Here is a 17,611-nt window from a genome sequence, read left to right on the forward strand (position 1 = left end):
CATAGCAAACATATATATAACAAATGTATCACATTTTGCAGGGGGATATCTGCACGCGCGACGGTAAAAAATAGTGGATAAAGGCCCCGAAGGGCCATTTGAGGGAGTTATTGCAGGGCCTCATCCAGCGCTTTTTGCACCGTGACCAAATGCTGGCCGCCGAACAAAATTGCTCGATTGAGTAGAGTATAAAGCTGGTAAATCGGTTGGCGATCGAGGAAGCCGGCAGGCAATGGCGAGACTGACTGATAGCCGTCGTAAATCTGTGGCGGTTGTTCCGGATGCAGCGGCAGCATCGCCAGATCGCATTCGCGGTCGCCCCAGTAGCAGGCTGGGTCGAAAATGTAGGGGCCGTCGGGCCCTAAAGCGCAGTTACCGGACCACAGGTCGCCATGTAATAACGAGGGTTGCGGCTGATGGTTGCTTAGCCGCTGCTGAACGGCATCGACAATACTGTCGATATCACCAAAATGGAGTCCTTTTTCAGCCGCCAGCTCCAGCTGCCAGCCTATACGCTGCTCGGAAAAGAAGGTTGACCAGCGGCGCTGCCAGGCGTTCGGCTGCGGGGTCGTTGATAGATCGTTGTCAAAATCCAGACCGAATTGCGGCTGATCGCTCCACTGATGCAGATGGGCAATTTGCTGACCAAGGAGAAACGCATTGTGCGCGTCAAGCGGGCGCGGCGGCAGGAATTCCATCACCAGAAAGCTGTAATCCCGGTCACTGCCGACGGCGAAAACCTGTGGCACCACCACGGTTTTACTGCGTGATAGCAGTTCCAGCTGATCGGCTTCTGCGGTAAAAATAGGGAGCAGTTCTCGTTCATCGCATTTGACGAAATAATCTTTTCCGCCAAAGCGTAGGTGCCAGGCGGCATGGATCTCTCCGCCGGGTAGCTCGTTGCGCAGTTCGATTTCAGCGCCGCCAGAGTGTTGCTCGCCTAACAAATTGCTGATAGCTTGCCACATGCCGTCTCTCCCCATGTTTTCCACCATATCATAAGGTTAGCGCATAACTTCGCCATAAAGTTCGAGCTGACGCACAACTGGCGTCTTCCGCTGCGCTGATCGCACTTATTGAGCTTTTAACCATTGGGTAAATGTGGTGATGGTGATGTCGGCTGGCCGGCCTAAGGCCGCTTCCGTCAGGCCAGCGCTCAATGCCTGAATCTCGTCAGCGCTTTGCGCGCTCAACAGGCCAAATGTATTGGTGCCTAAATCGTGAGGTTTACCGTCGTCATCGTTGAACGTCAGGATGAATCCCGCGCGGATAAAGTGATTGCTGAGCTCGTTAATCTCGGTCAGCGTGTGCTCCTGGAATGTCACGGTGACGACGTAGGCGGTAACATCGGTGCTCATTTTTCACCCCGTTGTTATACATGGCATTTCTAGCATAGACCATAATGGTGAATTAGAAACTCCCCTCCACGGATGTGCAGGGGAGTCAGGGACTATCAGCCGCACAGGTATTCGTAGATTTTTTGCGTATTGCTCAGCGAGCAAAGGCGCGTGCCGTGATTGATCGTGGCGGCGCTGCCGGCAGCTACCCCGAAGCGAACCATATCCTTAAGCGAGGCGTTTTCTGCCAGACGCAGCGTCATGGCGCCCACCATGCTGTCGCCCGCGCCAACGGTGCTCTGGCTTTTCATCGGCGGCGGCACCACCTGAACGCTGCCGTCAGCATCAACGCCCAGCGCGCCCTGTGGACCCAACGAGACCACGACCCGGCGTACTTTTCCGGAACGGATAAGTTCCAGCGCGGCATTGCGCACGTCATCCGGCTGACTGAGATCGCGTTGCACCAGCGCGCTCAGTTCTTTCTGGTTAGGTTTGACCAGTTCGATGTTGCCGACGTCCAGCGCGGCGGCCAGTGCATCGCCGGAGCTGTCGATAATGCAGCGCAACCCGCGCTGCTGGGCATGTTTCACCAGTTGAGTCAGATTATCGACGCTGATGCCAGGCGGTAAACTGCCGCTGATAACCAGCAGCGAACCAGGTTCAATGGCCAGAACCTTTTCTTCCAGTAGACGAAATTCATCGATGGTCAGCGCCGCGCCGGGCATCACAAAACGGTACTGTTCGCCGCTGGCGTCAACGTGAACGTGTAGGTTCTGCCGCGTCCAATCGCGGGTTTCGATCGTTTCGACCGGAACGTGCTCATCGGCCAGTAGGGCTGTGAGATGCTCGCCGGTGGCGCCGCCGACCGGGAATATCGCCGTCGCTTTGCCGCCAAGAAAGGTGATCGCGCGAGCGACGTTGATCCCGCCGCCGCCGGGCTCGAATACCGGGGCGCTACAGCGTAATTTTCCTTCGGGATAAATTTGCGGTGTCAGCGTTGCGCTGTCGAGAGATGGGGCCAGCGTGAGCGTATAAATTTTGGTCATCCGGTTCCTCCTTAATACGGGGTAAGCTGTTCTGTTTTTAAGCATGGCACTGAAACGCGGGGAGGGAAAGTGGGGGATGCTGAGGGATTTGCAAAGATGTCTGCATTTTTATCTTTATGAAATAAAGATTGTTTTGGGAGCTGTCTTATTCAAAAAATGAAATAGCAACTGATTGCTAAGTTATTCGTGCTTTTTTATAATCAAGCGCCTTTCTTAAGACTCGCATTCAGCGCGCCTCGCGAAAGTTTCCGGGACCTGTCGGGTCTCCTTAAATGTTGTACGGACTCTAAATTCAATGAAGGGGCTCATCGTCCATTCATCATTTGTACTGTCCTGAAGATATGTATTTTAGAGAGTTATAATGAAGCTTTTGAAGACAGTACCCGCAGCGGCATTGCTGGCGGGGGGGCTTTTTGCGTCTGTAAACGCACTGGCCGATGATTCCGTTTTTACCGTCATGGATGACCCTTCCACTGCTAAAAAACCTTTCGAAGGTGCTGTGAATGCGGGCTATCTCGCTCAGTCCGGCAACACGAAAAGCTCATCAATGAGCGCCGATTCAACGCTGACCTGGTACGGCGATACCACGGCCTGGTCGCTGTGGGGCAATGCGAGCAATAATTCTTCCAACGATCAGCGCTCTTCAGAGAAATACGCCGTTGGCGGCCGTAGCCGTTATAACCTGACCGACATGAACTACGTGTTTGGTCAGGCGAGCTGGCTGACCGACCGCTACAACGGTTATCAGCAGCGCGACGTCCTGACTGCCGGTTACGGCCGTCAGGTCCTTAACGGCCCGGTACACAGTCTACGTTTTGAATTTGGTCCGGGTGTTCGCTATGACGAATACACTGATGGTGATAACGAAACGCAGCCGTTGGGATACGCTTCGGGCACCTGGGCATGGCAGATGACTGACAACGCTAAATTTACCCAGGGCGTTTCGGTGTTCGGCGCGGAAGATACAACGCTGAACTCGGAAAGCGCATTAAACGTGGCGATTAACGCCCACTTTGCGCTGCGTGTGGCCTATAACCTGACGTGGAACTCGCAGCCGCCGGCCTCGGCGCCAGAGCATACCGATCGTCGCACCACGTTATCGCTCGGTTATAAAATGTAATTTATCAGGTCGGGAAACCGGCCTGATTCTTATTATTTCCCGGTGGGTGGATGAATACTCACTAAAACGGATGATTTTTTTAATTCTGCTTTTATAACATTGGTGGTTTTTATTTCAGCGTTCAATTTAACCGAACCATGAATTAAATGCGCCAGGCGCGAATGGTGTGGTTTGACCGGAGAGGGTTCAAGCGTCAGCGACGAATTGAACAAGTCCCCTTGTTATTTAAAAGAAGAATACCTATTTAGATATTGCGTCTTTAATCGCGTAGAAATGATGTGTACACTAACCCCCGGTGTTATCAACGAGCGGCTGCAGGTGAGGGCGGCTCAATAGATAGATGGTCGTACTCATATTTTCGCAGAGTGAAGCGGGAACTGTGTCACAACTCGTTGATAATTATGATTATATTGTTTTGTATGTGCTCTTTCGTGTGGGGCACCACTGCAAATAAGGACATAAAATGCCTGTAATTACGCTTCCTGATGGCAGCCAACGCCATTTCGACCACGCAGTTAGCCCGATGGATGTTGCTCTGGATATCGGTCCAGGCCTGGCGAAAGCCACCATCGCCGGACGTGTAAACGGTGAGCTGGTTGATGCCTGCGACCCGATCGAAACTGACTCCACGCTCTCTATTATCACCGCCAAAGATGAAGATGGTCTGGAGATCATTCGTCACTCCTGCGCGCACCTGTTAGGTCATGCGATCAAACAGCTGTGGCCGAACACCAAAATGGCCATTGGCCCGGTTGTCGACAACGGTTTTTATTACGACGTCGATCTGGACCATACCCTGACTCAGGAAGACATCGACGCGCTCGAAAAGCGTATGCATGAGCTCGCCGAGAAAAACTACGATGTCATCAAGAAGAAAGTCAGCTGGCACGAAGCGCGTGAAACCTTCGTGAAGCGTGGCGAAACTTATAAAGTTTCTATTCTTGACGAAAACATCGCGCATGATGACAAACCGGGTTTGTACCATCATGAAGAATATATCGATATGTGCCGTGGTCCGCACGTACCGAATATGCGCTTCTGCCATCACTTCAAACTGATGAAAACCGCAGGCGCGTACTGGCGTGGCGACAGCGACAATAAAATGCTGCAGCGTATCTACGGTACCGCATGGGCAGATAAAAAAGCGCTGAACGCCTACCTGCAGCGTCTGGAAGAAGCCGCGAAACGCGACCACCGTAAAATCGGTAAGCAGCTCGACCTGTATCATATGCAGGAAGAAGCGCCGGGTATGGTGTTCTGGCACAATGACGGCTGGACTATCTTCCGCGAACTGGAAACTTTCGTTCGTTCTAAACTGAAAGAGTACCAGTATCAGGAAGTGAAAGGTCCGTTCATGATGGACCGTGTGCTGTGGGAAAAAACCGGCCACTGGGACAACTACAAAGATGCGATGTTCACTACCTCTTCTGAGAACCGTGAATACTGCATTAAGCCGATGAACTGCCCGGGTCACGTGCAGATCTTCAACCAGGGGCTGAAATCCTACCGCGATTTGCCGCTGCGTATGGCTGAATTCGGTAGCTGCCACCGTAACGAACCGTCGGGGGCGCTGCATGGTCTGATGCGCGTTCGCGGTTTTACTCAGGATGATGCGCATATCTTCTGTACTGAAGATCAGGTTCGCGATGAAGTGAACGCCTGTATTCGTATGGTTTATGATATGTACAGCACCTTTGGCTTCGAGAAAATCGTCGTCAAGCTGTCGACTCGCCCGGAAAAACGTATCGGTAGCGATGAGACCTGGGACCGCGCGGAAGCGGATCTGGCGGTTGCGCTGGAAGAGAACAATATCCCATTTGAATATCAACTGGGTGAAGGTGCGTTCTACGGTCCGAAAATTGAATTTACCCTGTATGACTGCCTCGATCGTGCATGGCAGTGCGGTACTGTACAGCTGGACTTCTCTCTGCCGCAGCGTTTAAGCGCTTCTTATGTAGGCGAAAATAACGAGCGTCAGGTGCCAGTAATGATTCACCGCGCGATTCTCGGTTCACTGGAACGCTTCATCGGCATCCTGACCGAAGAGTTCGCTGGCTTCTTCCCAACCTGGATTGCTCCAGTGCAGGTCGTGGTCATGAATATTACGGATTCTCAGGCTGAATACGTTAACGAATTGACTCGTAAACTACAAAATGCGGGCATTCGCGTAAAAGCGGACTTGAGAAATGAGAAGATTGGCTTTAAAATCCGCGAGCACACTTTACGTCGTGTCCCGTATATGTTGGTCTGTGGCGACAAAGAAGTCGAAGCCGGCAAAGTCGCCGTGCGTACCCGTCGCGGTAAAGACCTCGGCAGCATGGACGTAAATGAAGTGATCGAAAAGCTGCAACAAGAGATTCGCAGCCGCAGTCTTCAACAACTGGAGGAATAAGGTATTAAAGGCGGAAAACGAGTTCAAACGGCACGTCCGAATCGTATTAATGGCGAGATTCGCGCCCAGGAAGTTCGCTTAACTGGTCTGGAAGGTGAGCAACTGGGTATTGTGAGTCTGAGAGAAGCTATCGAAAAGGCTGAAGAAGCTGGAGTAGATTTAGTTGAAATCAGCCCTAACGCCGAACCGCCAGTTTGTCGTATTATGGACTACGGCAAGTTCCTTTATGAAAAGAGTAAGTCTTCTAAGGAACAGAAGAAAAAGCAGAAAGTTATCCAGGTTAAGGAAATTAAATTCCGCCCTGGTACTGATGAAGGTGACTATCAGGTAAAACTCCGCAGCCTGATTCGCTTTCTCGAAGATGGCGATAAGGCCAAGATCACGCTGCGTTTCCGCGGTCGTGAGATGGCCCACCAACAGATCGGTATGGAAGTGCTTAATCGCGTGAAAGAAGATCTGGTTGAACTGGCAGTAGTCGAATCCTTCCCAACGAAGATCGAAGGCCGCCAGATGATCATGGTGCTCGCTCCGAAGAAGAAACAGTAAGGCCATCAAGTAACATACCGGTGGACTTCGGTTCACTGGTTTGTTCGCCTTTGTTTCGTTTATTAACAATGCGAAGTGGAAGTTATTAAAATGCCAAAAATTAAGACCGTACGCGGTGCTGCAAAGCGCTTCAAAAAAACCGGTAAAGGTGGTTTTAAGCACAAGCACGCTAACCTGCGTCACATTCTGACCAAAAAAGCTACCAAGCGTAAACGTCACCTGCGTCCGAAAGCCATGGTTTCTAAAGGCGATCTGGGCCTGGTAATCGCGTGCCTGCCGTACGCATAAGTCGTTAACCCTTTTAACTTTTTAATTAGAATAGATACAGGAGAGCACATATGGCTCGCGTAAAACGTGGTGTAGTTGCCCGTGCACGTCACAAGAAAATTTTGAAACAAGCTAAAGGTTACTACGGTGCGCGTTCTCGCGTATACCGCGTTGCCTTCCAGGCTGTTATCAAAGCTGGTCAGTACGCTTATCGTGACCGTCGTCAGAAAAAGCGTCAGTTCCGTCAACTGTGGATTGCGCGTATCAACGCAGCAGCACGTCAGAACGGTATTTCTTACAGCAAGTTCATCAATGGCCTGAAAAAAGCCTCTGTTGAAATCGACCGTAAGATCCTGGCTGACATCGCAGTATTCGACAAATTAGCGTTCACCGCTCTGGTCGAAAAAGCGAAAGCAGCTCTGGCATAAGCCAGTTGAAAGAGGGAGCTTGTCTCCCTCTTTTCATTTCAACGCTATCAATACATTGACTTTTATTCGCGTAAGCCTTTCAATAAAGCTCTTACGTCTCTTACCAGACAAGGTAATGCAAGCATGAATGCTGCTATTTTCCGCTTCTTTTTTTACTTTAGCACCTGAACCCGGGAGGCTAGCGCGTGAAAGAAGAAACGGAAAACAGCGCCAGAAAGCCTCCCACTGTGGAGGCTTTTTTTATACTTGTCGAACCGCCAATGTAGTAAAAGCGGCGCAACAAAAATTGAGTCCAACGAACCGGTGTCTGCACCGACATAATGAGGAAAACCATGTCACATCTCGCAGAGCTGGTTGCCAGTGCCAAGGCAGCCATTAACGAGGCATCAGATGTTGCCGCGCTGGACAACGTCCGCGTGGAATACCTGGGTAAAAAAGGGCATCTGACCCTGCAAATGACGACCCTGCGTGAGTTGCCGCCGGAAGAACGCCCGGCAGCCGGTGCGGTCATCAACGAAGCCAAAGAGCAGGTTCAGCAGGCGCTGAACGCGCGTAAAGCCGAGCTGGAAGGCGCCGCGCTGAATGCCCGTCTGGCCGCTGAGACCATTGATGTCTCTCTGCCGGGGCGCCGCATTGAAAACGGTGGTCTGCATCCGGTCACCCGTACCATCGACCGTATTGAAAGTTTCTTCGGTGAGCTCGGCTTTACCGTGGCGACTGGCCCGGAAATCGAAGATGACTACCACAACTTCGATGCGCTGAACATCCCGGGTCATCACCCGGCGCGCGCTGACCACGACACTTTCTGGTTTGATGCGACCCGTCTGCTGCGTACCCAGACCTCTGGCGTACAGATCCGTACCATGGAAAACCAGCAGCCGCCAATCCGCATCATCGCGCCGGGGCGCGTCTATCGTAACGATTATGATCAGACTCACACCCCAATGTTCCACCAGATGGAAGGCCTGATTGTTGATAAAAACATCAGCTTCACCAATCTGAAAGGAACGCTGCACGATTTCCTGAATAACTTCTTTGAAGAAGATCTGCAGGTGCGATTCCGTCCGTCCTACTTCCCGTTCACTGAACCGTCTGCGGAAGTTGACGTCATGGGTAAAAACGGCAAATGGCTGGAAGTCCTGGGCTGCGGCATGGTGCACCCGAACGTTCTGCGCAACGTCGGCATCGATCCGGAAGTTTACTCCGGCTTCGCCTTTGGTATGGGCATGGAGCGTCTGACCATGCTGCGTTATGGCGTCACCGATTTGCGCGCGTTCTTCGAAAACGATCTGCGTTTCCTCAAACAGTTTAAATAAGGGCAGGACAGAACAATGAAATTCAGTGAACTGTGGTTACGCGAATGGGTTAACCCGGCGATCGACAGCGAAGCGCTGTCCGATCAGATTACGATGGCAGGCCTGGAAGTTGACGGCGTTGAGCCGGTTGCCGGCAGCTTCAACGGCGTGGTCGTTGGCGAAGTGGTCGAGTGCGGTCAGCATCCTAACGCCGATAAACTGCGCGTCACGAAAGTTAACGTTGGCGGTGAACGTCTGCTGGACATCGTTTGCGGAGCGCCGAACTGCCGCCAGGGCCTGAAAGTGGCGGTCGCCACCATCGGCGCGGTACTGCCGGGCGATTTTAAAATTAAAGCGGCTAAGCTGCGCGGTGAACCGTCAGAGGGGATGCTGTGCTCCTTCTCCGAGCTGGGTATTTCCGACGACCATAGCGGTATTATCGAACTGCCGGCCGATGCGCCGATCGGCACCGATATCCGTGAATATCTGAAACTTGACGACAACACTATTGAAATCAGCGTGACGCCGAACCGCGCCGATTGCCTGGGGATCATTGGCGTCGCCCGCGATGTCGCCGTGCTGAACAAAGCGCCGCTGAACGCGCCGGAAATCACGCCGGTCGCCGCGACCATTGATGATGTGCTGCCGATTCAGGTTGATGCGCCGCAGGCGTGCCCGCGCTATCTGGGCCGCGTCGTGAAAGGCATCAACGTGAAAGCGCCGACCCCGCTGTGGATGAAAGAGAAGCTGCGTCGTTGCGGCATCCGCTCTATCGACGCGGTTGTTGACGTAACTAACTATGTGCTGCTTGAACTGGGCCAGCCGATGCACGCCTTCGACCGTGACCGTATTGAAGGCGGTATCGTGGTGCGTATGGCGCAAGAGGGCGAAACGCTGGTACTGCTGGACGGCTCTGAAGCTAAGCTCGATACCGATACCCTGGTTATTGCTGACCACAACAAAGCGCTGGCGATGGGCGGTATCTTTGGCGGCGAACATTCCGGCGTTAACGATGAGACACAGAACGTGCTGCTGGAATGTGCGTTCTTCAGCCCGCTGTCCATTACCGGCCGCGCGCGTCGTCACGGTCTGCACACCGATGCTTCTCACCGCTACGAACGCGGCGTCGATCCGGCGTTGCAATATATCGCGCTGGAGCGCGCGACTCGCCTGTTGATCGATCTCTGCGGCGGTGAAGCTGGCCCGGTGATCGACGTGACCAACGAAGAGATGCTGCCAAAACGCGCCACCATTACGCTGCGCCGCAGCAAGCTGGATCGCCTGATTGGCCATCATATCGATGACGCACAGGTGAGCGACATTCTGCAGCGCCTGGGTTGCGACGTGGTCGTCGGCCAGGATGAGTGGCAGGCGATTGCGCCGAGCTGGCGTTTCGACATGGAGATCGAAGAAGATCTGGTTGAAGAAGTGGCCCGCGTGTACGGCTACAACAACATTCCTGATGAGCCGGTACAGGCTGGCCTGATCATGGGGAGCCATCGTGAAGCAGACCTGTCGCTGAAGCGCGTGAAAACGCTGCTCAACGACAAAGGCTATCAGGAAGTCATTACCTATAGCTTCGTTGACCCGAAAGTACAGCAATTGATTCATGCGGGTGAAGAGGCGCTGATTCTGCCAAGCCCGATCTCCAGTGAAATGTCCGCCATGCGTCTGTCGCTGTGGACTGGCCTGCTGGGCACTGTGGTCTACAACCAGAACCGTCAGCAGAGCCGCGTGCGTATCTTTGAGAGCGGTCTGCGCTTTGTTCCGGATACTCAGGCGCCGCTGGGCATCCGTCAGGATGTGATGCTGGCTGGGGTTATCAGCGGCAACCGTTACGAAGAGCACTGGAACCTGGCAAAAGAAACCGTCGATTTCTATGATTTAAAAGGCGATCTGGAATCCGTTCTTGATTTGACCGGTAAATTGTCCGATATCGAGTTCCGCGCAGAAGCGATTACCGCGCTGCATCCGGGACAGTCCGCGGCGATTTATCTGAAAGGTGAACGTATTGGTTTCATTGGGGTTGTTCACCCGGAGCTGGAACGTAAACTGGATCTCAACGGCCGTACTCTGGCGTTTGAAATCGAGTGGAACAAGCTTGCAGACCGCGTGGTGCCTCAGGCGCGTGAAATTTCTCGCTTCCCGGCGAACCGTCGTGACATCGCGGTGCTGGTCGCGGAAAACGTGCCTGCAGCCGATGTTTTGGCCGAATGTAAGAAAGTTGGCGTAAATCAGATAGTTGGCGTAAACTTATTTGACGTGTACCGTGGTAAGGGTGTGGCGGAAGGCTTTAAGAGCCTTGCGATTAGCCTGATCCTTCAGGATACCAGCCGTACACTCGAAGAAGAGGAGATTGCCGCTACCGTTGCCAAATGTGTAGAGGCATTAAGAGAGCGATTCCAGGCATCATTGAGGGATTGAACCTATGGCGCTTACAAAAGCTGAAATGTCAGAATATCTGTTTGATAAGCTTGGGCTTAGCAAGCGGGATGCCAAAGAACTGGTAGAGTTGTTTTTCGAAGAGATCCGTCGTGCTCTGGAAAACGGAGAACAGGTAAAACTCTCCGGGTTCGGCAACTTCGATTTGCGTGATAAAAACCAACGCCCGGGACGTAACCCGAAAACGGGAGAAGATATTCCCATTACAGCCCGGCGTGTGGTGACCTTCAGACCCGGACAGAAGTTAAAAAGCCGTGTCGAAAACGCTTCACCCAGAGAGAAATAATCTGGACTGACTAATTAAAAAGGCCGCTATGCGGCCTTTTTCTTATCGGTGTTCTCTTACGCTTTTACGGCGGTGACCATGATCTCCACCAGAATATCCGGTCGCGCCATCTCAGCCTGAACGGCGGCGCGCGCCGGGCTATGGCCTTCCGGCATCCACGCGACCCAGACGTCATTAAACGCGGCGAAATCGCGTGGAATATTCTTCAGCCAGATTTGCGCTGACAGAATGTGCTGCTTATCGCTACCGGCGGCAGCCAGCAGGGCGTCGATTTTCTCCAGTACTTCACGGGTTTGCTGCGCAATGTCATCATCGCTGCTTTTCGGCGTTTGTCCGGAGAGGAACAGCAAATTGCCGTACTCGACGCTGGCGGAAAGACGAGGTTGCGGGTTATTACGAATAATTGTCATGCGGATTGTTTCCATGTCAGACCATCTAAAGAAATTGCCGGCGCTTCGCCATCGAGCAAGGCTCCCAGCACTACTGCGCTGCCGGCCGCGAGAGTAAATCCAAGGCTGCCCTGACCGAGGTTCATCCACAGGTTCTGGTAACCGGCGCGTCCCAGCATCGGCGGCCCGGCAGGTGTCGATGGCCGCATGCCGGTCCAGGCTTCAGCCTCATCCAGCCCTTTAAGTTCGGGAAAGCTGCTGGCGACGATTTTTTTTAACGCCTGTACGCGGCTGGCGCGTAGTTCATTGCCGTCATAACCAATATCCACCATCGCCGCGATACGTAGCTGTTCGCCAAGGCGGGCATAAACGATTTTATGCCCATAGTCGGTCACGCTGATATCTGGCGCGATACCGGCCTGTTCTGGGTAGGGCAGCGTCAGACTGTATCCCTTCAGCGCGCACAGCGGTACGCGCACTCCCAGATGCCCCAGCAGCGGGCCGCTGCCGTTACCCGCGGCGACGACATAGTCATCACCGATTATCGTACCGCGGCTGGTTTCCAGCGAACTGATACGCCCGTCGCGTTTATTCAGATGCTGTACTTCGCAGTGAGTGAGCAAACTGAAGTTACTGCTGGCGTTGAGTTTGTCGAGCAGCGCGAGGCAGAACTGATGGCAGTCAGCCGTTTCATCTCCCGGTGAATAGATCCCGCCCTGAAGCGAATGACTGATGTGTTTTAGCGCCGGTTCCAGCTGCAGACAGGCTTCAGCATTAAGCGCATGCTGGTACTGCGGGTTAATCCCTTTGGCCGCCTTATTAAAATCATATTCCCGGCGATGGACAATTAATTTACCGGAACGCCGCCAGTGGAAATCGGCGAGATTATCGTCATCCCGCCACGACTGCATCACCTGACGACTGAGTAGCGACAGGCGTAAGATATGGTCGCCGTTGATTTTATTGCTCTGACTATTGCAGGCGCGTAGGAATTGCAACAACCAGCGCCACTGTTGGAAGGACATCTGCAGACGCATATTCAGCGGCGAGTCGGCTTTACCCATCCATTTAATTCCCTGCAGGGGAACGCCACGGTCGGCAAGCGGTGCGACGTAGCGATAACTCAATTGCCCGCCGTTGGCATAACTGGTGGCGCTGGCCGGCTCGGCGTTGCGCTCCAGTAATTGCACCTGATGTCCGCTCTTAATTAATACCCAGGCGGTGGCCAGCCCAACCACGCCGCCGCCGATGATCACAATGCGTTTTTTCATAACCTGATATGTCCACCGCTGATAAATGCATGGCGGTTATGTCAAAGCATTTACCCCAATGGCGCAATTGACTTTTTATGTTCAGGGTATAACTGCAGGTTAATCTCCTTGAGCTGTTGGCGTAGCTGTTTACACAGGAAATCGACGAATTTTTGCGTGATCGGACTCAGTGAAACATCGGCCCGACGCAGCAGGCAGAGATTGATTTTCATCGGCGGCGTAATGGGGTGGATCATCTCCGGCGACAGGTTATGCCGCGCCGAGAAAATATCGGTAATGCTACAGCCGATGCCGCGCTTCACGAATTCGGTAGCCATGTAGTAGGTCTGTACGTTAAGCCGGGTTGTGGAAAAATCGCGGCGGGTGGCGATGGCGGCGGAGAGCGAGTGCGGCCCCGGCGAGATCCAACGCTGCTGATCGATTTGGCTGATGTCCACCGCACCTTGCCGGTAGTCGCGGTCGATGTACACCAGCGGCACCTCGGCAATCAGCGTGGTGATGATTTCTCCCTGCTGCACCGGTTGCAGGGTCAACGCTAAATCGATCTCACGTAAATCCAGTTTCTTGACCAGCGTCTCAGTATGTTCGGTGGTTAAGGTCATCACCAGGTTGCTGTTTTGCTGGTAAAAATCGGTCACCAGTTCAGGCACCAGGCTCAACCCCAGACTCGGCAGGCAACCTAAGGCGATTTTGGCGCGCGGATCGCGCGCCAGGTTATCGGCCAGCAGACGCAGGTTATCGAGGTCCTGATAAATACTCTGCGCTTTTTCAAAAAGTGTGAGCGCTTCGCTGCTCGGCAGTAGTTTGCCGCGCACCCGCTGAAAGAGTTTAAAACCGAGTTTAAGCTCGGCATTTTTTAACGCTTTACTGGCGGCTGGCTGGGAGATATTCAGCGATTCCGCCGCACGTGAGAGAGAGCCGCAAGTCATCACGGCGTAGAAGATTTCCAGGTGGCGCAGTTTCATGAACAGTTAACTCAGGGTTATAGCTTGCTGATAAAAAGTCATTTTCTACTAACACTAAATTAACATAAATTTAATCGCCAATCAGCGCTCTGTTTACATATTGTGCTGCTGGCACCGTCTTTCGGCGGTTTTTTCGTTCTCAGAACCTTTCCCTTTGTACCCGAACAAACCCTCAGGCCACGAAGCCAATAATGATAAAGAGGGGGGATATTTTCTGAGCCGGCCCGAATACGCCAACCTGCAATTGCGGTCGGTTTTATTGGCTTTAAGGAGTTATATGAGTGACTCAACGCTCGCTGGCAATACGCTCGCCAGACGAAATATCACGAGAAAAAACGTTATTATTGGCCTGTTGTTGGTGCTGTTTGTGTTGACCGCGTTGTGGTGCCATGGCCGCCCGAGCAGCGAACTCGGCTTGCTCGGCTTTACGCCACTAGTGGCGTTAGCGGTACTGTCGCTGGTTGGCGTCGATATCGTCCTGGCGGTGATTTCATCGATTATTATCGCCATGATTATGACCTCGACCGGGCTGCCGGAAATGGGCACGATGCTGGCGAAATCCACCGGTTCATTTATCGCCACCGTCGGGCTGATTATTATGCTCGGCGCCGGGGTGGGCGAAGTCGCCACCCGAACGGGCGCGGCGGTTGAGCTGGTGAAATTTGTTGTTCACCGCATCGGCCTTTCCAGCCAGACGCGAGTGAAGTTCGGTATTGTAGTTTCATCGATTTTAATCTGCGGTTCACTGGGAACGATGGCTGGCGGCAATGCGATTATTGTTGCGGTTATCATTCCTGTGGCGGCAGCGGTACGCTTAACGCCGCCGACGGTCGCCGCGCTGATGATGACCGCCGGTTCTATCGGGTTGTTTACCGGACCGTTTACTCCCAGCACCGTCACTATTCTGAGCCTGGGCGGGCTGAGCTACCCGGATTATCTGCTGTATGTCGGCCTGCCGATGAGCGCGGTAACGCTGCTGGCCGGTTGGGTGATGGCGGGGCGGATCCAGAAGATGACCGAAGGTAAACTACGCTATGAGGTCGATCTCTCGGAGAAGCCAAAAGAAGATCTCAGCGCCGCGCAGCTGCGTCGTCGCAAATTAAGCGCGCTGGCTTTCGCCGCGACCATCATCGCGATGGCGGTGATCGGCGTGGTGATTAAAGCCGGGTTCAGCTTCGCCATTATCGTAATGCTGCTGGTCGCCTTGATAACCGGGCTGGTGGGGGGGCTGCGTCCGACGCAAATCCTGCAGGCGCTCTACCACGGCTGCGGCCGTCTGGTGTGGATGTTTATCCTCTACTGGCTGTATAACCCAATCCTTGAGCTGATGGATGGCCTGCACGCCTATCAGGGGCTGCTGGATTATACCCAGCCATTACTGGAAGGGATCTCCCCGGCCTGGCTGTGCTTTAGCATCTTCGCCTTCAACATTATCGGCCATGTGCCGGGGGCGGCGGTGGCGCAAATGACCTTCACCCATAAGATCTTCGGCCCGATGCTGATGGCCGCCGGTGTACCGCCGCAGGGGACGACCGCGGTGCTGCTGGCTTCATCACAGGTCGATTGGTTTGGTCCATTCCCGTCCTCGGATATGTTCGGCCAGATGGGGCTGGCGCAGTCCACTCATCTGAAATACATGCTCTATAACGGTTGGGCGATTGTGGCGGCGAATATTATCCTCTTCGCGCTGCTGTTCCAGGTACTGGTGTAAATTCCGCTCTCACGCTGGCGTCGGTTGCATTACCGCCGCCAGCGCCGTTCATCGCACTGACTTTTTCCTTTTCTCCCCGCCATCGCCACCGTAAAATCAATCACCTCGCTCACTGACCTCCGGGACTTATGCAGACCTTCGCCGATATTCAACAGCGCCATAACCGTCGTTGGCTGACCGCCTTAACGCTGATTCTGCTCGTCACGTTCTCCGTTAGTCTGTGCGCTGGCGACCAATGGATAGGGCCGCAGGCGTGGTTTAGCGCTAAAGGCGAGCTGTTTATCTGGCAAATCCGCCTGCCGCGAACGCTGGCGGTGCTGTTAGTCGGGGCGGCGCTGGCGCTTTCCGGGGCGATTATGCAGGCGCTGTTTGAAAATCCGCTGGCGGAACCCGGGCTATTGGGCGTTTCTAACGGCGCGGGCGTCGGGCTGATTGCCGCCGTGCTATTAGGCCACGGATTGTTACCCATGTGGGCGCTGGGGCTGTGCGCGATCGCCGGCGCGCTGTTGATTACTTTTATTTTACTGCGTTTCGCCCGGCGGCATCTTTCCACCAGCCGACTGCTGCTGGCGGGCGTCGCCCTTGGCATTATCTGTAGCGCCCTGATGACCTGGGCGGTCTACTTCTCGACCTCATTCGATTTACGTCAGCTGATGTACTGGATGATGGGCGGTTTTGGCGGCGTTGACTGGCAGCAGCTGTGGCTGATGTTGGCATTATTGCCGGTGCTGTTATGGACATGCTGGCAATCGCAGCCGCTGAATTTACTGGCGTTGGGCGAAGTTTCGGCGCGCCAGCTCGGCCTGCCGCTGTGGCTGTGGCGTAAGCTGCTGGTGGTGGCGACCGGTTGGTTGGTCGGCGTCAGCGTGGCGCTGGCGGGGGCGATTGGCTTTATTGGCCTGGTGATCCCGCATATTTTGCGCCTGTGCGGTCTTAGCGATCATCGGGTACTGCTGCCTGCATGCCTGCTGGCCGGTGCCAGCGCGCTGCTCGGCGCGGATATCATCGCCCGGCTGGCGTTATCAGCGGCGGAACTACCGATCGGCGTGGTGACGGCAACGCTGGGGGCGCCGGTGTTTATCTGGTTGCTGCTGCGTTCGGGACGGCGGGGATAGGGCGGCGCCGCCACAGTGGACGGCGCCGGGTCGCGATTACCATCCTTTGATGGCATCGCCTTTATATACTTCCAGCGCTTTGTCGGCGACTTCCTTGGTCTGGAAGGCTTCTTTCAGCTCCTGGATTTTCTTGCTGTCTTTATTATCTTCGCGCGACACAATCGCATTCACGTAAGGCGAATCCGGCCCTTCCATAAACAGGCCATCGCGGGCGGCGGATAAGCCCACCTGTGCGGAGAAGTTGGTGTTAATGATCGCCAGCGTGACGTTCGGATCATCCAGCGTACGGGTCAGCTGCGGGGTATCGACTTCAACAATCTTCAGATGTTTTGGGTTGTCGATGATATCCAGGGTGGTTGGCAGATAGCCTACGCCATCTTTCAGTTTGATTAACCCCTGCGCCTGCAACAGCAGCAGGCTGCGGCCGAGCGTGGTGGTTTCGTTGGAGATAGAGACCGTCGCGCCGTCAGGCAGCTCGTTGATATTTTTGATTTTGCGCGAATAGGCGGCAATTGGGAAGACAAAGGTTTTGCCAACGATAGCGAATTTATAACCGCGCTCTTTCGACTGCGCGTCGAGATATGGCAACGTCTGGAAGGCGTTGGCATCGACGTCTTTGTTGTTTAACGCTTCATTCGGCAGCACGTAGTCGTTGAAGGAAATGACCTCGACGTCGAGGTTGTATTTATCTTTTGCTACCTGTTCAACCACTTTCCAGATCGCTTCATCCGGCCCCGTATTGATCGCGACTTTAACCTTATTGTTATCGTCCGGAGAGCAGGCGGATAACAGCACCACAGATGTGGCGATTAACACCGAGTTTAACAACTTCTTCATCTATAAAAACTCTCTTAAATTAACAAGTAACAAGACACTATTACATTCATTTCACACTGTACACTGATTTGTCCGTTGCTGATATTGAGAGGAATTCATGTTGCCGACGGTAAGCGTAGCGGTGTTACATCAGGCGACATTTGCGCACGAATCAAAGTAGAATC

General features: G+C 53.8%; 18 protein-coding genes and 1 other annotated feature. Of the genes, 11 read left to right on the top strand and 7 right to left on the bottom strand.

All coding sequences use genetic code 11. The features are described from left to right. Positions 1 to 107: 107 nt before the first annotated feature. The 3 genes from PYR66_09740 to pfkB form a co-directional block, all read right to left on the bottom strand. A complete protein-coding gene (locus PYR66_09740) occupies positions 108 to 968 on the bottom strand; it encodes a fructosamine kinase family protein (protein ID WEF29943.1) in 861 nt (286 codons plus the stop codon). Positions 969 to 1,073: 105 nt separating this feature from the next. Continuing rightward, entirely contained in the window at positions 1,074 to 1,358 is a 285-nt protein-coding gene (ghoS, locus tag PYR66_09745) for a type V toxin-antitoxin system endoribonuclease antitoxin GhoS (GenBank protein ID WEF29944.1), read from the bottom strand. Between the two features lie 95 nt (positions 1,359 to 1,453). Beyond that, a complete protein-coding gene (pfkB, locus tag PYR66_09750; GenBank protein WEF29945.1) occupies positions 1,454 to 2,383 on the bottom strand; it encodes a 6-phosphofructokinase II in 930 nt (309 codons plus the stop codon). 361 nt (positions 2,384 to 2,744) lie between these two features. Between pfkB and PYR66_09755 the strand changes: the two genes are divergently transcribed. The 9 genes from PYR66_09755 to ihfA all read left to right on the top strand — a co-directional run bounded on the left by PYR66_09755 (position 2,745) and on the right by ihfA (position 11,159). Continuing rightward, a complete protein-coding gene (locus tag PYR66_09755; GenBank protein WEF29946.1) occupies positions 2,745 to 3,503 on the top strand; it encodes a YdiY family protein in 759 nt (252 codons plus the stop codon). Between the two features lie 463 nt (positions 3,504 to 3,966). Continuing rightward, positions 3,967 to 5,895 carry a threonine--tRNA ligase gene (gene thrS, locus PYR66_09760; protein WEF29947.1) on the top strand — a complete coding sequence of 643 codons (1,929 nt, stop codon included), beginning with the start codon at positions 3,967 to 3,969 and terminating at the stop codon, positions 5,893 to 5,895. 3 nt (positions 5,896 to 5,898) lie between these two features. Beyond that, the gene (gene infC, locus PYR66_09765) at positions 5,899 to 6,441 is read left to right on the top strand and encodes a translation initiation factor IF-3 (GenBank protein ID WEF30407.1); all 543 of its coding nucleotides are present in this window, start codon (positions 5,899 to 5,901) and stop codon (positions 6,439 to 6,441) included. Between the two features lie 90 nt (positions 6,442 to 6,531). After that, positions 6,532 to 6,729 carry a 50S ribosomal protein L35 gene (gene rpmI, locus PYR66_09770; protein ID WEF29948.1) on the top strand — a complete coding sequence of 66 codons (198 nt, stop codon included), beginning with the start codon at positions 6,532 to 6,534 and terminating at the stop codon, positions 6,727 to 6,729. 50 nt (positions 6,730 to 6,779) lie between these two features. Continuing rightward, positions 6,780 to 7,136, top strand: coding sequence for a 50S ribosomal protein L20 (rplT, locus tag PYR66_09775; GenBank protein WEF29949.1), 357 nt, complete (start codon positions 6,780 to 6,782; stop codon positions 7,134 to 7,136). A gap of 118 nt (positions 7,137 to 7,254) precedes the next feature. Further along, positions 7,255 to 7,380: a sequence feature (Phe leader region), on the top strand. After that, positions 7,260 to 7,304, top strand: a complete 45-nt coding sequence (gene pheM / locus PYR66_09780; protein ID WEF30408.1) for a pheST operon leader peptide PheM — start codon at positions 7,260 to 7,262, stop codon at positions 7,302 to 7,304. (Overlaps the previous feature by 45 nt.) Positions 7,381 to 7,468: 88 nt before the next feature. Next, positions 7,469 to 8,452, top strand: coding sequence for a phenylalanine--tRNA ligase subunit alpha (pheS, locus tag PYR66_09785; protein WEF29950.1), 984 nt, complete (start codon positions 7,469 to 7,471; stop codon positions 8,450 to 8,452). Between the two features lie 15 nt (positions 8,453 to 8,467). Continuing rightward, on the top strand, positions 8,468 to 10,855 hold the full coding sequence (gene pheT, locus PYR66_09790) for a phenylalanine--tRNA ligase subunit beta (protein ID WEF29951.1): 2,388 nt from the start codon (positions 8,468 to 8,470) through the stop codon (positions 10,853 to 10,855). A gap of 4 nt (positions 10,856 to 10,859) precedes the next feature. Continuing rightward, the gene (ihfA, locus tag PYR66_09795) at positions 10,860 to 11,159 is read left to right on the top strand and encodes an integration host factor subunit alpha (GenBank protein WEF29952.1); all 300 of its coding nucleotides are present in this window, start codon (positions 10,860 to 10,862) and stop codon (positions 11,157 to 11,159) included. A 56-nt stretch (positions 11,160 to 11,215) separates the two neighbouring features. On the opposite strand, the gene PYR66_09800 is transcribed toward ihfA, so the two are convergent. The 3 genes from PYR66_09800 to PYR66_09810 are packed head-to-tail and all read right to left on the bottom strand — an operon-like array spanning position 11,216 to position 13,784. Next, positions 11,216 to 11,569 (bottom strand): RidA family protein, encoded by a 354-nt coding sequence (locus PYR66_09800; GenBank protein ID WEF29953.1) that lies wholly within the window; start codon positions 11,567 to 11,569, stop codon positions 11,216 to 11,218. Beyond that, the gene (locus PYR66_09805) at positions 11,566 to 12,819 is read right to left on the bottom strand and encodes a D-amino acid dehydrogenase (GenBank protein WEF29954.1); all 1,254 of its coding nucleotides are present in this window, start codon (positions 12,817 to 12,819) and stop codon (positions 11,566 to 11,568) included. Before PYR66_09805 ends, PYR66_09800 begins: the two co-directional genes overlap by 4 nt. A gap of 50 nt (positions 12,820 to 12,869) precedes the next feature. Further along, entirely contained in the window at positions 12,870 to 13,784 is a 915-nt protein-coding gene (locus PYR66_09810; GenBank protein ID WEF29955.1) for a LysR family transcriptional regulator, read from the bottom strand. Between the two features lie 277 nt (positions 13,785 to 14,061). Here PYR66_09810 and PYR66_09815 point away from each other — a divergent pair, with 277 nt between their 5' ends. Together PYR66_09815 and btuC are read left to right on the top strand one after the other, a co-directional pair. Beyond that, complete coding sequence (locus PYR66_09815; GenBank protein WEF29956.1) at positions 14,062 to 15,495, top strand: gluconate:proton symporter; 1,434 nt, start codon at positions 14,062 to 14,064, stop codon at positions 15,493 to 15,495. 128 nt (positions 15,496 to 15,623) lie between these two features. Next, on the top strand, positions 15,624 to 16,610 hold the full coding sequence (gene btuC, locus PYR66_09820) for a vitamin B12 ABC transporter permease BtuC (GenBank protein WEF29957.1): 987 nt from the start codon (positions 15,624 to 15,626) through the stop codon (positions 16,608 to 16,610). A 36-nt stretch (positions 16,611 to 16,646) separates the two neighbouring features. Here btuC and PYR66_09825 read toward each other — a convergent pair whose 3' ends face one another. Continuing rightward, positions 16,647 to 17,447 (bottom strand): MetQ/NlpA family lipoprotein, encoded by an 801-nt coding sequence (locus tag PYR66_09825; protein ID WEF29958.1) that lies wholly within the window; start codon positions 17,445 to 17,447, stop codon positions 16,647 to 16,649. Positions 17,448 to 17,611: the final 164 nt, after the last annotated feature.

It is taken from the genome of Klebsiella aerogenes (assembly GCA_029027985.1).
In the GTDB taxonomy this organism is placed as follows: domain Bacteria; phylum Pseudomonadota; class Gammaproteobacteria; order Enterobacterales; family Enterobacteriaceae; genus Klebsiella; species Klebsiella aerogenes_A.